The following is a 16,228-nucleotide window of genomic DNA, read 5'->3' as shown; positions in this document are numbered from 1 at the left end:
CCTAATTCATCTCATTATTTATCATCATTGAAAATACCAAATTTGCGTTGAATATCATCGTTATCAAATATTTTTGGTAAAGGACGTCCATCTCTTTGACCAAATAATAGTACACCATACACTTGATTTTTGTACCAAAGCGGTACAGCTAAGACTGCTGTTAATGATTCGCTTAATAAAATTGGATAGTCAATCTTTTCTTCTGATCCCAATGCTAAACCGACATTAGCTATAATCATACGCTTCCCTGTTTTCATAACAGTTCCAGCTAATCCACGGCCTTTTCTTAAAATAATTAATTTAAACCGATTATTTTTATTACCTGAAACATAGTGCCATTTTATTGGAGATGATGGTTTGTTAGATTCATAGAAAGCGATTGCCGCAAAATCATAACCTTCTTCTTTGCGTATTTTATCTAATGTCTCTTGAAATCTACGATCTTCAATAATTGCTTCTGGTGTCAAATCCTTTCACCTCTTATACTTACACTTTATTCTTACGGTAAATAATATATCTGCGATTTATATATGTCAAAGGTACACTCCAAACATGCACCAAACGTGTAAATGGCCAACAAGCCATAATAGTGAAACCTAACAATATATGCATTTTAAATGCAATCGGCACACCACTCATCAATGACGCATCTGGTTTTAACATAAATAATTGTCTAAACCAAATTGATAATGAAGTTCTGTAGTTAAAATCTGGATGCTGTACGTTTGTTACTAATGTTGCATAACATCCCATAAATACAATAAGTAATAATAAGAAGTTAACAAAGATATCGGACGCTGAACTTAATCTGCGAATACTTTTCGTAGTAACACGTCTCGCTGTTAATAAAAACATCCCTACCAATGTAATTATACCAAAGATACTCCCTATATAAACAGCACCAATATGATATAAATGCTCAGACACACCGGCAGCATCCATCCACGACTTAGGTATTAATAATCCTACAACATGTCCAAAAAATACCGGAATAATACCTAAGTGAAATAATAAGCTTCCCCACATCAACCTTTTTCTTTCTATTAGTTCACTAGATTTAGCCGTCCAAGAAAATTTATCATAACGGTAACGTGCAATATGACCTGCGACAAAGACAACTAAACATAAATACGGAAATATAACCCATAAAAACTGATTAAGCATGATGTTTCACTCCTTTTGGTGATGTCAAACATAATTTCAATGTTTTTCTAAGTGCTTGAATCACATAGGCATATGGATTGTTATCTTCACCAAGTGCATTCGCCATCACATACGTTCCATCCTCAATAATCATAATGATTAATTGAATATTCTCTTCAGCTCTTGGATCATTTCGCCATTCTGCCACTTGCAAAAATTGAAGCATCAACGGTAGATAATCAGAAAGTTCATTATCTACCATTTCTAGTCCAAACATTTCATATAATACCTTTAATTTAGCTAACATTTGCCCACGTTCTTTTTGCGTATCAAATTTGTTATACGTCATATATAATGGTGCTTTTTTCGTAAAATCAAATGTATCTGTATAAATCGCTTTGATTTCTGATAATGAAAATGTCATCATTACATTTCTAAATGCTATTAAATCGTCATACCCTGGATGATCCTTCGAAATTGTTTCTTCAAAAGTCTTTGGATGAAATGTTAATTTTTCCGGAAAGCATAGCTGTTGCGCTATATATCCAAAACTTTCTTGATACTTTTTAAAATTATCGAAATTAATCACGGAAAATCCCTCCATAGAAATTCTCATTATAAATTTCTTGACCAGTTTTTCCTGAACCTACTGCAACACCACAACCTTCACAGTTATCACCAAAGTGTTCGCCACCATAGTTATATCCCGTACTACCTTGAGCATGATACGTATCTAAATATGTTTCCTTATGTGACGTTGGAATAACGAATCGATCCTCATATTTTGCTAGTCCTAATAAACGATACATGTCTTTAGTTTGGCGCTCCGTTATACCTAATCGCTCTAATCGAGACGTGTCAAATGGCTGTTGAGTAACTTGAGATCTCATATAACTTCTCATCATTGCCATACGTTGTAGGGCTCCTTTTACTGGTTCTGTATCTCCTGCAGTGAAAATATTAGCTAAGTATTCAATTGGTAAACGCATTTCTTCAATAGCCGGAAAAATCGCATCTGGATTTTGAGTTGTATTTTTACCTTCAAAATAGCTCATAATTGGGCTAAGTGGTGGGCAATACCAAACCATCGGCATCGTTCTAAATTCAGGATGTAACGGAAATGCAAGTTTATATTCAATTGCTAACTTATAAATTGGAGAGTTTTGTGCAGCTTCAATCCAATCGTAACCAATACCATCTTTTTCAGCTTGAGCAATGACTTCTTCGTCAAATGGATTTAAGAATATATCTAATTGTTTTTCGTATAAATCTTTCTCGTCTACTGCTGAAGCCGCTTCATGAACTCGATCTGCATCATATAATAAAACACCTAAGTAACGCATACGTCCTGTACAAGTTTCAGAGCATACCGTAGGCATACCCGCCTCGATTCTCGGGAAACAGAATGTACACTTTTCAGCTTTGTTCGTTTTCCAATTGAAGTAAACTTTCTTATATGGACAACCTGTCATACAGTAACGCCATCCACGACATGCGTCTTGGTCAACTAATACAATGCCATCTTCATCACGTTTATACATAGCACCTGAAGGACATGAGGCAACGCAACTTGGATTCAAGCAATGTTCACATAAACGTGGTAAATACATCATAAAAGTTTCGTCAAATTGGAATTTAATATCTTCTTCTATTTTTTGGATGTTAGGATCTTTTGGACCTGTAACATGACCACCTGCTAAGTCATCTTCCCAGTTAGGTCCCCATTCAATTTCAATGTTATCCCCTGTAATTTCTGAATACGCTCTAGCAACTGGCGAATGCTTCCCTGATTTCGCAGTTGTTAAATGTTCATAATTATAGTTCCATGGCTCGTAATAATCTTTAATTAGTGGCATATCCGGATTATAGAAAATTTTACCTAATGCAATCTTTGAAATTCTACTTCCAGATTTTAATTCAAGTTTCCCTTTACGATTTAGTACCCAACCACCTTTGTAGTGTTCTTGGTCTTCCCAACGTTTCGGATACCCTACACCTGGCTTCGTTTCTACGTTGTTGAACCACATGTACTCAGCACCTGGACGATTTGTCCAAGTGTTTTTACATGTCACACTACACGTATGGCATCCTATGCATTTATCTAAATTTAATACCATCGCAACTTGCGCTTTAATCTTCAAGCCAATTAACCTCCTTCATCTTTCTAACTGCTACATATAAATCCCTTTGGTTCCCAATTGGTCCATAATAATTAAAGTGATAACTAATTTGTGCGTATCCTCCGACTAGTTGTGTTGGTTTCAAATGGATTCTAGTCGGCGCGTTGTGTGAACCACCACGTGTATCTGTAATTTCTGACCCAGGCGTTTGAATATGTTTATCTTGTGCATGATACATAAACATTGTACCTTTAGGCATACGATGCGAAATAACTGCTCTTGCCGTTACAACACCATTACGGTTATACACTTCTAGCCAATCATTATCTTGGATATCGTGTTTTTCAGCATCTTCATTTGATATCCAAACCGTTGGACCACCTCTAAATAGTGTCAACATATGCTTATTATCTTGATACATTGAGTGTATATTCCATTTTCCATGTGGCGTTAAATAACGCAGTACCAAAGCATCTGTACCACCTTTAATTTTCTTATCTCTATTACCAAATACCATTGGTGGCAATGTCGGTTTATATACTGGTAAGCTTTCCCCAAATTGTTGAAAAACTTCGTGATCCACATAATAACTTTGACGTCCTGTTAATGTTCTAAAAGGTACTAGACGTTCTATATTCGTTGTAAATGGTGAATATCGTCGACCTTGTTTATTTGAACCTGGAAATACTGCTGTCGGTATGACTTCTCGCGGTTGTGAAGTTATATTTAAAAACGAAATTTTCTCAGCAGCGCGTTCCCTAGAGATATCTTTTAACGGCATTCCAGTTTGTTCTTCGAGATCTTCATATGATTTTTGCGATAATTTTCCGTTTGTAGCAGATGAAATACTTAGTATTGCATCAGCTACATTACGCGCTGTATCAATACGTGGACGATTCACTCTCACAGAATCATCATTTGTATCACTCCACGTACCTAACATACTTTTTAATTCTTCATATTGTTCACTGACACCGAAACTTACACCATGTGCTCCAACTTTCCCTTTTTCAAGTACAGGACCAAGCGTGACATATTTGTCGTAAATTTTAGTGTAGTCGCGTTCTACAATTGCAAAGTTAGGCATTGTACGTCCAGGTACCGCTTCAATTTCACCCTTCGACCAATCTTTCACTACGCCGTATGGTGTTGAAATTTCTTGCTTTGTATCATGACTAAGTGGAGTTGTCACAACATCTTTAAACGTTCCAGGTAAATAGTCTTTTGCCATTTCTGAAAATGATTTTGCCAATGTTTTATAAATATCCCAGTCTGAACGTGATTCCCATAATGGATCAATAGCAGGATTGAAAGGATGTACATATGGATGCATATCCGTTGATGATAAATCATGTTTTTCATACCAAGTCGCTGCCGGCAAAACAATGTCAGAATATAACGGTGTTGCCGTCATTCTGAAGTCTAAAGAGACCACTAAATCTAACTTACCTGTTGTTTCTTCACGCCACGTAATTTCTTCTGGCTTTTCATCTTCATTTGGTGTAGCTAATAATCCTGATTTTGTGCCAAGTAAATGCTTCATAAAGTATTCTTGACCTTTTGCAGAACTTGAAATTAAGTTTGAACGCCATATAAATAATGATTTTGGATGATTCTTTTTCAAATCAGGATCTTCTATTGCAAATTGTGTTTGTTTTGATTTCACTTCATCAATTGCGCGTTGCAAAATCGCTTCATTTGAATCTATACCTTCATCTTTAGCTTCTTCTGCAAACAACAAGCTATTTTTATTAAATTGTGGATATGATGGTAACCAACCAAGTCTAGCTGCTAACACGTTATAATCAGCTGGATGTTGATGCTTTAACTCCTCTGTTTTAGCTAATGGAGATTTTAAACGATCTACATTTGACTCTTCATATTTCCATTGGTCTGTCGCAAAATAGAACCAACTTGTTCCGTTTTGCAAACGTGGTGGTCCTTGCCAGTCTTTCGCAAATGCGACAGTACTCCATCCTTCAATCGGGCGACATTTTTCTTGTCCCACATAGTGAGCCCAACCGCCACCATTCACACCTTGACAGCCACATAACATCACTAAGTTTAAGATTGAACGATAAATCGTATCTGAGTTGAACCAATGGTTAATACCCGCACCCATGATAATCATTGAACGCCCTTCAGTATCGATAGCGTTTTGAGCAAATTCTTTAGCTACTTGAATGACAACACTTTGTTTTACGCCTGAAATGGCTTCTTGCCAAGCAGGTGTATATTTTGATTCTGCATCGTCGTATCCATTTGATTCCAATTTATGATCAAAACGACGCACGCCATATTGACTTGCCATTAAGTCAAAAATTGTAGCAATACGGACTTTGTCACCATTTGCTAAAGTGACTTGTCGAGTTGGAATTGGGCGATTGAATATCCCATCTCCATCACTATCAAAGTATGGGAATTGAATTGTTTCTAATTCATATCCACCTTCTGTCATTGATAATGTAGGGTTAATTTTAGAACCATCTTCTGTTTCTAGTTTTAAGTTCCATTTCTTACCTTCTTCCCAACGTTGACCCATTGTGCCATTAGGTACCACTATACTGTCACTGATTGTGTCGTAGATTACCGGTTTCCATTCACTTTGCTCTGTCGTTTGTCCTAAGTCACTTGCTCTTAAAAATCGACCTGCTTTATATCCATTTTCATCTTCATCTAACATGATGATAAATGGCATGTCTGTATATTGTTTCGCATAATTAATAAAGCGTTCATTCGGTTGATTAACATAATGCTCTTGTAAAATAACATGTGTCATTGCTTGAGCAATTGCAGCATCTGAACCAGGATTCGGTGCTAACCAGTTATCAGCAAACTTCACATTTTCTGCATAATCAGGTGCTACTGAAATAACTTTTGTTCCTTTGTAGCGAACTTCTGTCATAAAATGTGCGTCTGGCGTACGCGTTAGTGGTACATTAGACCCCCACATAATAATGTATGATGCGTTATACCAGTCACTTGATTCAGGTACGTCTGTTTGTTCTCCCCAAATTTGTGGAGAGGCCGGTGGTAAATCTGCATACCAGTCATAAAAACTAAGCATTTCACCACCAAGTAAATTGATGAATCGAGCACCTGCTGCATAACTGATCATCGACATTGCTGGAATCGGTGTGAATCCAGCAATTCTGTCAGGACCATATTTTTTAATTGTATATAGTAATTGTGCTGCGATAATATCCGTAACATCTTTCCAATTTGAACGCACATGTCCACCCATACCACGGGCTTGCTTATATTGTTTGGCTTTGTCTTCATTTTCAACAATAGACGCCCATGCAGCAACGCGATTACCATTGTTTTCTTCTAATGCTTCAGTCCATAATTCCCAGAGTTTTCCACGAATATATGGATATTTGATTCGAAGTGGGCTGTATTCATACCAAGAGAATGACGCACCTCTTGGACATCCTCTCGGTTCATATTCAGGCATATCCGGACCACAACTTGGATAGTCAGTTTGTTGATTTTCCCAGGTAATCACACCATTTTTCACAAAGACTTTCCAAGAACATGATCCAGTACAGTTAACACCATGTGTTGTTCTTACTTCTTTATCATGACTCCAACGTTCTCTGTACATTTTTTCCCATTCTCTACTTTTACTTTCTAGGATCGACCAATTCCCATTAAATTTTTCTGTTGGCTTAAAGAAATTCAATCCAAATTTTCCCATATTTATATCCTCCTACGTATAAAAATACGATGTGTAGATGTCGTGTTTTTAAATACTTTAAAATGCCCAAGACTATTGCTTTAATTAGATTGTACATTTTTTCACAATCGCAGAATATTAGGGAATTACCTAATAAATATAGGAATCTCCCTATCAATAACGGGATTTCATTGAAATAATACACAATCATGTGTGGTCATACTTATTGCTAATCTAAATCGTTCAAATTTGGCACAACGACAAATAAGGCTTCAACACGAATATATTCTCTCGGTTGAAACCTTACTTATTCATTTATTTTTTATAAATTAGTGACATAACACTGTATTAGTATCTGCACGATCGGTTGAAATATATGTTACATTTTCTTGTTGCTTAATAAACGCATCATAGTAATCATATTGCGACGAATGATATGTGTCATTCGATGTATCATTTGGGTTTAGCAAGCATCCATAACCTTTGTCATATAGTCGTTCGCAAAGCATAAGGGCATCATGCTTAACACCACTTACTACATAAAATTGCTGATCCGGATTAGAAGTTGTTGAGACATTTTCAGTATAACCCACTACTTCACCTATAATACATATACCTGGTTTTGCTTCAATTGCGTAATGCTCCAATTTCCCAACAATATTACTTAAGCGCCCTTTAACGACGAATTCATTAAAACAAGATGCTTGAAAAACAATCGTTATCGGATAATCAATATCTGTGTACTGTTGTATCTGGGCGATAATTTTACCTAAACGTTTAACTCCCATATATATCGCCAACGTACCACCATTTACTAAAGCGTTGACATCTACTTCATTTTCTTCTGAATCTTTAAAATGCCCCGTCGAAAATGTAACACTTTTAGCAACAGCACGCATCGTTAATCCTGTTTGCATCGTAGCAACTGCAGCACTCGCAGATGTCACACCAGGTACAATTTCAAACGCAATATTAAAGTTGTTTAGTGTGTCAACTTCTTCTTGAACTCGTCCAAATATTGCTGGGTCGCCACCTTTAAGCCTCACAACCTTATTATAGCGACGTGCTGCTTCCACGATACATTCATTTATTTTTTCTTGCTGAATGTGTTTTGCATATGGCTTTTTACCAACATCTATAATCTCAGTTGTCGACTTCGAATATTGTAAAATCAACGGATTCACTAATCGATCATATAGAATAACATCCGCTTCACGTATTAAACGCTCAGCCTTTTTAGTTAAATAGTTAGGATTACCAGGACCCGCACCTATCAAGTAAACCTTGCCGTAACCATTTACAGACATATATATACGTTCCCGTCTGTAACTTCTACCTCATATACATCTACACAACCTTCATCAGGTTCTTGTACAATCCCAGTATTTAAATCAATCTTTTGATCATGGAGTGGACAGAATACATATTCACCACTCACTGTTCCCTCTGACAATGGACCTTGTTTATGCGGACAAACATTGTGAATCGCGTGAATTGTACCACTTTCAGTTAAAAACAATCCTATTTCTTTGCCTTTGACAATAACCTTTTTACCAATTAAGGGTGTCAATTCATCTAAAGTTGTCACTTTGATTTTCTCTTTCGTTTCCATGTATTACACCTTCTCCACTTCAAAGATTTTTCGAGCTTGCGCATTACTAGTGATTGCTTCCCAAGGTTCAGCTTCGACTGCTTTTTTAGCATCCATAATACGTTCAAATAATTCATTCTGTCTTTCTGGATCAAGCAACACTTCTTTAACATTTTCAAACCCTAGTCTTCTTAACCACGGTGCTGTTCTTTCAGCATAAATACCTGTCTCGCGATAATATTGCATCAAAGCACCACATAATTTGATTACTTCATCTTCTGTTTCTACAGTTGTTAAAAATTCAGCTTTTTCAACTTCTGTACCACCATTACCACCGATATAGATTTGGAATCCATTTTCAACTGAGATAATACCAAAATCTTTAACACCTGATTCAACACAACTTCTTGGGCAGCCCGATACACCCATTTTGAATTTATGAGGTGTATCGATGTATTCAAATGTTTTTTCTAAACGAATACCAAGTCGTGTCGTATATTGTGTACCAAATCGACAAAACTCTTTACCAACACAGCTTTTAACTGAGCGTGTTTTCTTACCATAAGCTGATGCTGAACGCATACCTAGGTCTTCCCATATATTTGGTAATTCTTCTTTTTTAACTCCATACAAACCAACACGTTGCGAACCTGTCACTTTAACTAGTGGCACATGATATTTCTTAGCCACTTCTCCGAGACGAATCAGTTGGTCTGCATCTGTAACACCCCCACGCATTTGAGGTATAACAGAAAATGTACCATCATTTTGAATATTCGCATGGTAACGTTCGTTAGCAAATCTTGATTCTCTTTCATCTTCATGATCATGTGGATAAACCATATTCAAATAATAGTTAATCGCAGGTCGACATTTTGGACATCCACCTTTGTTTTTAAAGTTTAAAACATGTCGAACTTCTTTAGATGTTTTTAAACCTTTCGCTCGTATTTGAGTAACAATTTGATCACGTGTCAAATCAGTACAACCACATATACCTGCAGGTTTAGCAGCAACAAAGTCATCGCCCAACGTATGCTGTAAGATTTGAGCGATTTGCGGTTTACATTTACCACATGAATTACCTGCTTTCGTTTTAGCCGTAACTTCTTCAACTGTAGTAAAACCATTTTCCGTAATTGCATTTACTATCGTGCCTTTATCGACACCATTACAGCCACAAATTGTTTCATCATCAGCCATATCAGCAATTGATAGCGATGCCTCTTCTCCACCTTTAGTAAGTAATGATACAAGCGTATAATCTTCTGTTGATTCACCCTTTTTCATCATGTTATAAAAGCGTGAACCATCATCGATATCACCATATAGTACTGCACCAACTACATTACCGTCTTTTAAAAATACTTTTTTATAGTTATTATCAACACTATTAAATATTTCAATACCTTTGATTTCAGCATTTTCAACAATTTGACCAGCACTATATAGGTCACAACCAGAAACTTTTAATGATGTAAATGTAGTGGAACCTTTGTATCCATCTGTTTCTTTATTCGTTAAATAATCTGCCAATACTTTACCTTGTTCATATAAAGGTGCAACTAAACCATAAACTTTACCATTATGTTCTGCACATTCACCGACAGCATATATGTTATTATCACTTGTTTGCATCACATCATTGACTACAATACCTCGATTAACTTCTAAACCTGATTCTTTTGCAACTTCAGTATACGGTCTGATACCAACCGCCATGACAACTAAGTCTGCTGGAATTTCACGTCCATCTGCTAATTTAACACCTTCAACATCATCTTCTCCTAAGATTTCAGTTGTGTTGGCTTGCATTTCAAACTTCATACCTTGCTTTTCTAGATCTGCTTTAAGCATATTTCCAGCTTTACGGTCTAGCTGCATTTCCATCAACCATTCAGCTAAATGTAACACCGTTACTTCCATACCTTGATCTAATAAACCACGTGCACACTCTAAACCTAGTAAGCCTCCACCAATTACAATTGCTTTCTTTTTAGTCTTAGCAATGTTCATCATTTGTTCAGTATCATCAATCGTTCTCCAACCAATTACACTCGGTAATGTCGAACCTGGAACTGGAATGACGAATGCTTTAGAACCTGTCGCAAAAATCAATTTATCGTATGATACTTCAATACCATTTGCAGTCGTTACATTTTGATTTGCTCTATCCACGTCAACTACTGGATCATTGGTAATTAACTTAATATCGTGTTTCTCATACCACTCATATGGATTCATAATTGTTTCTTCAACTGTCATTTTATTTTGTAAAATATTTGAAAGCATGATGCGGTTATAGTTTGGATAAGGTTCTTTACCTATTACCGTAATATCATATAAATCGTTGGCACGCTCTAATATTTCTTCGATTGTTCGAATGCCCGCCATACCGTTACCAATCATTACTAGTTTTTGCTTTGCCATAAAATATGCCCCTTTACTTCATAATATTTATTTCAAAAAGGTTTTAAATTTCGTTTGTGCTTTTATATTTTCATTGGAATCATTAAGCTTTCTAATCTATCTTTAATAATTTGCTTTAAAATTGGGTCGAAGTTAATTGAAGGTGTGATGTGTATATCTGTATTAATAGCCATGTCACTCATTTGCTGCTTCACTTTGTTAACAAGTCTTCCGTCATATAAAAATAAAGGTACGACAATTAATTTTTGATACTGTCTCGCAATATCTTCTAAATCATGTATAAAACTAATTTCACCATATAGCGTTCTCGCATAAGTAGGTTTATTAATCTGCAAATGTTGAACGCATGTCTGTAACTCTTCATGTGCTTTTGTAAACTTGCCATTAATATTGCCATGCGCAACAACGACAACTCCAACTTGTTGTTCGTCACCTGCTAATGCGTCACAAATACGTTGTTCAATTAATCGTCTCATTAAAGGATGTGTGCCAAGTGGCTCGCTTACTTCTACCTTTATGTCTGGATACCGTCGTTTCATTTCATGAACGATATTCGGTATATCCTTGAGATAATGCATGGCACTAAAGAGAAGCAAAGGTACAACCTTAAGCTGTTTAACGCCACTTTGAATCAACGTTGTCATTACTGTTTCTAAATCCTGATGCTCACTTTCTAAAAATGCAATATGGTAATGATGTATGTCATCTTTTACTAATTCAGATATAAACGCTTCTAACGCTTGATTCTGCCGACCGCGCCTCATGCCATGTGCAACAATGATATTCCCATTCACATTTACCAACCCTTTCACACGTATTGTATACCAAATCATTTCGTTTTTGTGAAAAGAATCACATTATAGTGTAAAATCAGGGAATTCCCTGATGCCTGTAGTCATGCATATTCCTTATACATTTTCCCTTTTTGTTAAATCAAAAAAGCGACCATATATGAATCCCTACTCAACATTTATTTGAGCAAGCATCAATATATCGGTCGCTTGTAGTGTATATTATTATCTTAAAATGGTGGTTGGCCTAATATTGTTTCATCAAAGCGCTCGGGTATCAATACTTTGCGCATGATCACACCTAAATCGCCATCATCATTTTCATGTTCGCTGTATATTTCATAACCTCTTTTTTCATAAATTTTAAGTAACCACGGATGCAATCTTGCAGATGTACCTAAAGTAACTGCCGCTGACTTTAACGTATCTCGCAAAAATGCTTCTTCAACATAAGTAAGTAATTGGCTACCATAGCCTTTCCCTTCATACTCAGGATTTGTCGCAAACCACCAGACAAAAGGATAGCCCGAAATGCTTTTCACACTTCCCCAAGGATATCTAACCGTAATCGTAGATATAATTTCATCATCAATGGTCATGACAAATGTAGTATTTTTATCTATATTTTCTTTAACAGCATCTAAATTAGCATTAACCGAAGGCCAATCAATACCTAGTTCTCTAAGAGGTGTGAATGCTTCATGCATTAATTGATGTAGCACTTCTGCATCATTTTCATTTGCGAGTCGAATCATTGTTTTTGTCATATTAATCCCCACTTTTTTTAAAATGATTTAACCATATTTTGTTTTTAAAATAAATATCCATCAAAGTGTACCAATAAATTTATCATATGTCAGAAGGTATGCTTCAGCTGAGTAAACCAATACTCGCATTAATCATATTAAAATTCACTCTCTTAACGTAAAAAAACCATTCAAATTCATGAATGGTTTAGAAGGTTGATTCATTGTTACGCTATTTAATCACTACATCTTAATTACTGTTGCTCTAAACGATTACGCTTACCATTTAAAAATGCATAAACAAGTCCTACAAAAATACCGCCACCTACAAAGTTACCAAGGAATGCAAAAACGATATTTTTTAATACATGTAACCAAGATACAGCATCAAGGTTGAAGAACACCATACCTGCATATAAACCAGCATTGAATACAACGTGCTCATATCCCATGTATACAAAGACTATAACACCACAAGCAATGAAAAATGCTTTTGTCAATCCGCCTTTGAATTGCATAGAAATAAAAATACCGATATTAATAAAGAAGTTACAGAAAATACCTTTTGTAAAAATATTCAACCAAGTCGAATCGACTGTCTTTTTCTGAACTAAGGCAGTTAAGGCTTGTGTCATTTCTGGTGTCATAACATGTGCATATTTCATTAAGAAGAATAATACAAAACCACCTAAAATATTTCCAAGGAAACAATATAATAAAATCCACATCATCTTATTAAGAGAAACAACTTTATAATACCAGCCAACTGTAAAATACATAAAATTACTTGTTAATAATTCAGAATTCGTTAGTACAACCAAGACCAATCCTAAGCTGAAAGCAATTGCTCCCATTAAATTAATGAGACCATCAACATGTGTACTTGCGAATTGTGTTTTAATACCAAACATAAAAACAGTAACAATGGACAATAAGAAACCTGCCATCATAGATTTAAGCATGTATCGTCCTGGTGTTTGCTGTACCATCACTTGTTTCATTTGAACAGATGATGATATTGAGTCTACGATTGCTTTAGTTGAATACGTATCTTCAACTGTTTTATTATTTTTTATCACAGCACTTCCCCCATTTACTATTATCAAATAAATTTTACCTATTAATTATATTAGTATTTAGATGTAATTCATAGATTAAAATTCAGAAAATTCTTTTTACCAATTCAAAACTAATATTTACTCATAAAAATAGCGAGATAGATATCGCGACATAAAACAATTGGTATCATTTTAATTGCGCTCATCTCGCTTTATGTAAAGTATTACTTATTCTTTTTTAAATTTGAAAAGTAATGTAAACCATATGCAAATATACCGTAGCCTACGACTGTACGCAAAATAAATCTAACAACTTTATTTGGTACACATTTCGAAGTAACAGTAATTGAAGATAAAAGCGTTGTAAAAATATATAATATTAATACTTTAATGTAACGTTGTGCCATCGAATCACCCTTCATTCAATTAATAATATTACGTTATTATTATAAACTGAATGGCATATAAAATTTTTTACATATTTTCAACAACTTTATTTCAATAAAGCATCAAGTTGATCTAATGTTTGATTCATCCCTTGCTCAACACCCATGTTTATGACTTGTTGAGCGGCTTCTTTTGTTGGAAATACCGATGTTGATGTCACTGTCGTTTTCGTTGTATTGCTCTCGGAAAATGACAAAGTAATCTTCATGCTTGGCATTTTCGTATCTTTTGCACCTTGAGGTGTCGCAAATGAGTCAATATATTCAATTAAATATGGACGCTTAACCGTTTTATATTCTGCTAATGTATAGCTGGTCATTGTAGGTGTTTTAATCGCGTAAAATGCATCACCGCCTGAAACAGCATTAAAGCGAAACACTTTGGTACTAGCGTCTTTTGGATGAAACCATTTTTCAAATAATGCTTTTGTCGTATAGGCATCAAACACCTTTTCAATCGGTGCTTCTATCGTTCTTGAAAAAATAATTTTATTATCTTCAACTTTAATCGTCATCTTCCCACTCCCTATCTTTTATATTTACTCATCTTAACATGCATTGAGTAACATATGTTACCAAATCATTTGTTATAAACTATAGTAATATTAATCATTCCCTCTGTTGAAATTGATAACTACGAAATAAAAAACACACTCTATTCAGCTATTAACAGTTGAGTAGAGTGTGCAAACCTGTTGAATTAATGCGCTAACATTTCTTCTTTGATTTGGTCTTTATTTAATTTTGAAGGATAATATGTTGGCCAGTTATCCATTTCTTTTAATAACGCGTCATTATCATTACCCATAAAGATATGGAAGTGTTCTGCCTTTTTAGGTGCAATGTTGTGATCGCTAAATTGGATGAATTTCGGTAAGTCTTTATCATTACCATCGACCAATTTAAACATAAATCTCACGCCACGGTTACCTTTAGGATATTTCAATGTTTTCTTACCATTGTATTCATATTTACCAGTGTGTTTCTTACCATCTTTAGTAAATGTAATTTCATTTCCTTTTATATCAATGTTAGTAATATCAGTTTTATATCCTTTGTCATAATAAGCTTTTAAATCTTTAGCAGATTTCTTCGGATCATTTTCAGCTTTATGTTCCATCACTTCATCAAGCGTACCGTCTTTTAAGTAAGGGTAAACAGATTGCCATTCACCAGCATAATCGCTTAATTCACGGTCTTTAACTTGCTCATCTTTAAAATACCCATCAGAAATTGCTTTGTCGTGTTTACTTTCAGCTTTATCGTCTTTCACTTTAACACCACTGTCTAAAGCTTTACCGATATTTTCAATATTCGATTTCATTAATGATTGATACGTAATATTATCTTTTTTCTGTTGTTCTTTATTTAAAGACTCCATGTTGTAGAATTTTAAAGGCTTCGCATCTGTTTCTTTACGAATTGTTTCAGTCACTTTATTCGCAACATTATCTTCATAAAGAATATATTTTGCATTGCTATCTCTAATTTCTTTAACAATTTTAGTTAATTCTTTTTGTGATGGATCTTCAGCATTCATGTTTTGAATACCTTTTTGAACAAAACCATAACGATCAGCTAAGTATCCAATTGATTCATGTGAAATGAATACTGCATTACCTTGCTTATCTTTTGTAACTTGCTTCATATCGTTATCAATTTTCTTAAGATCGTCGTTTAATTTTTTGTAGTTTTTCTCATAGTCATCTTTATGTTTTGGATCTTTCTTCACTAATTCATCTTTAATTTCTTTAGCGAAAGTTTGGTTAATTTTAGGATCTAACCATACGTGTGGATCATATCCGCCATGATGATGATGTTCTTCTTTCTCATGATCATGTCCCTCATGTTCATGCTCTTCACCATGTTCGTGTTGATCAGTTAAAAGCTTTGCTTTATCTAATTTATCTTCTAAAGACAGTTTTTTATCTTTATCTTTGATAGTAGATGCAACTTTCTTAGCAACCGGATCTAAATTATCCCCTGTATACATAAACAAGTCTGATTTGCTTGCACTTAATATATCTTTTTGTGTTGGTTCATAGCTATGTAAATCTGTCCCTGCTGGATAGATTGATGATACCTTCACGTGTTTTCCACCAATTTGCTCTGCAAATGATTGCAATGGATAAACTGTCGTTTTAATTGTTACCTTGCCATCTTTATCTTTTCCATCATCATTCCCACATGCGGCTAATGATAAAGTTACGGCTGGTACAAGAAG

The 16,228-nt window shown here is 35.0% G+C and carries 14 protein-coding genes; all 14 read right to left on the bottom strand.

The features are described 5' to 3' along the window. Nucleotides 1–14 precede the first annotated feature (14 nt). Entirely contained in the window at nucleotides 15–467 is a 453-nt protein-coding gene (gene nreA, locus HMPREF2658_RS10935) for a nitrate respiration regulation accessory nitrate sensor NreA (RefSeq protein WP_054194510.1), read from the bottom strand. A 19-nt stretch (nucleotides 468–486) separates the two neighbouring features. Further along, entirely contained in the window at nucleotides 487–1,164 is a 678-nt protein-coding gene (narI, locus tag HMPREF2658_RS10930; protein ID WP_000934154.1) for a respiratory nitrate reductase subunit gamma, read from the bottom strand. After that, nucleotides 1,157–1,732 carry a nitrate reductase molybdenum cofactor assembly chaperone gene (gene narJ / locus HMPREF2658_RS10925; protein ID WP_000606763.1) on the bottom strand — a complete coding sequence of 192 codons (576 nt, stop codon included), beginning with the start codon at nucleotides 1,730–1,732 and terminating at the stop codon, nucleotides 1,157–1,159. The genes narI and narJ overlap by 8 nt, the downstream gene beginning before the upstream one ends. After that, nucleotides 1,725–3,284: a nitrate reductase subunit beta gene (gene narH, locus HMPREF2658_RS10920; RefSeq protein WP_000692645.1), complete on the bottom strand. Its 1,560-nt coding sequence runs from the start codon at nucleotides 3,282–3,284 to the stop codon at nucleotides 1,725–1,727. The genes narJ and narH overlap by 8 nt, the downstream gene beginning before the upstream one ends. Continuing rightward, nucleotides 3,274–6,963, bottom strand: coding sequence for a nitrate reductase subunit alpha (locus tag HMPREF2658_RS10915; RefSeq protein ID WP_054194511.1), 3,690 nt, complete (start codon nucleotides 6,961–6,963; stop codon nucleotides 3,274–3,276). The genes narH and HMPREF2658_RS10915 overlap by 11 nt, the downstream gene beginning before the upstream one ends. A gap of 308 nt (nucleotides 6,964–7,271) precedes the next feature. Then, entirely contained in the window at nucleotides 7,272–8,249 is a 978-nt protein-coding gene (gene cobA / locus HMPREF2658_RS10910) for a uroporphyrinogen-III C-methyltransferase (RefSeq protein ID WP_000115657.1), read from the bottom strand. Next, nucleotides 8,240–8,554, bottom strand: coding sequence for a nitrite reductase small subunit NirD (gene nirD, locus HMPREF2658_RS10905; RefSeq protein ID WP_000448228.1), 315 nt, complete (start codon nucleotides 8,552–8,554; stop codon nucleotides 8,240–8,242). Before nirD ends, cobA begins: the two co-directional genes overlap by 10 nt. Nucleotides 8,555–8,557: 3 nt before the next feature. After that, nucleotides 8,558–10,963: a nitrite reductase large subunit NirB gene (gene nirB, locus HMPREF2658_RS10900; protein WP_001118738.1), complete on the bottom strand. Its 2,406-nt coding sequence runs from the start codon at nucleotides 10,961–10,963 to the stop codon at nucleotides 8,558–8,560. A gap of 62 nt (nucleotides 10,964–11,025) precedes the next feature. Then, on the bottom strand, nucleotides 11,026–11,757 hold the full coding sequence (locus HMPREF2658_RS10895; RefSeq protein ID WP_001014085.1) for a sirohydrochlorin chelatase: 732 nt from the start codon (nucleotides 11,755–11,757) through the stop codon (nucleotides 11,026–11,028). 227 nt (nucleotides 11,758–11,984) lie between these two features. Then, entirely contained in the window at nucleotides 11,985–12,521 is a 537-nt protein-coding gene (locus HMPREF2658_RS10890; protein ID WP_000169314.1) for a GNAT family N-acetyltransferase, read from the bottom strand. A 233-nt stretch (nucleotides 12,522–12,754) separates the two neighbouring features. Beyond that, nucleotides 12,755–13,579: a formate/nitrite transporter family protein gene (locus HMPREF2658_RS10885; RefSeq protein ID WP_000594640.1), complete on the bottom strand. Its 825-nt coding sequence runs from the start codon at nucleotides 13,577–13,579 to the stop codon at nucleotides 12,755–12,757. A gap of 203 nt (nucleotides 13,580–13,782) precedes the next feature. Continuing rightward, nucleotides 13,783–13,965, bottom strand: coding sequence for a hypothetical protein (locus tag HMPREF2658_RS10880; protein ID WP_000079140.1), 183 nt, complete (start codon nucleotides 13,963–13,965; stop codon nucleotides 13,783–13,785). An 86-nt stretch (nucleotides 13,966–14,051) separates the two neighbouring features. Next, complete coding sequence (locus tag HMPREF2658_RS10875) at nucleotides 14,052–14,519, bottom strand: SRPBCC family protein (protein WP_000153343.1); 468 nt, start codon at nucleotides 14,517–14,519, stop codon at nucleotides 14,052–14,054. A gap of 185 nt (nucleotides 14,520–14,704) precedes the next feature. Continuing rightward, nucleotides 14,705–16,228, bottom strand: a 1,524-nt coding sequence (gene adcA, locus HMPREF2658_RS10870; RefSeq protein ID WP_070854410.1) for a zinc ABC transporter substrate-binding lipoprotein AdcA, incomplete at its 5' end; no start/stop codon positions are given.

It is taken from the genome of Staphylococcus sp. HMSC062H10, assembly GCF_001836945.1.
GTDB classification, from domain to species: domain Bacteria; phylum Bacillota; class Bacilli; order Staphylococcales; family Staphylococcaceae; genus Staphylococcus; species Staphylococcus aureus.
Note: the sequence above shows the minus strand (reverse complement) of the source record. Positions and strands in the feature narration are given on the sequence as shown.

Excerpts from the sequence above, each read along its gene's own strand:
- narI (WP_000934154.1), bottom strand. The coding sequence starts at position 1,164 with ATGCTTAATCAGTTTTTATGGGTTATATTTCCGTATTTATGTTTAGTT.
- HMPREF2658_RS10915 (WP_054194511.1), bottom strand. The coding sequence starts at position 6,963 with ATGGGAAAATTTGGATTGAATTTCTTTAAGCCAACAGAAAAATTTAAT.
- cobA (WP_000115657.1), bottom strand. The coding sequence starts at position 8,249 with ATGTCTGTAAATGGTTACGGCAAGGTTTACTTGATAGGTGCGGGTCCT.
- nirD (WP_000448228.1), bottom strand. The coding sequence starts at position 8,554 with ATGGAAACGAAAGAGAAAATCAAAGTGACAACTTTAGATGAATTGACA.
- nirB (WP_001118738.1), bottom strand. The coding sequence starts at position 10,963 with ATGGCAAAGCAAAAACTAGTAATGATTGGTAACGGTATGGCGGGCATT.
- HMPREF2658_RS10890 (WP_000169314.1), bottom strand. The coding sequence starts at position 12,521 with ATGACAAAAACAATGATTCGACTCGCAAATGAAAATGATGCAGAAGTG.
- HMPREF2658_RS10880 (WP_000079140.1), bottom strand. The coding sequence starts at position 13,965 with ATGGCACAACGTTACATTAAAGTATTAATATTATATATTTTTACAACG.
- HMPREF2658_RS10875 (WP_000153343.1), bottom strand. The coding sequence starts at position 14,519 with ATGACGATTAAAGTTGAAGATAATAAAATTATTTTTTCAAGAACGATA.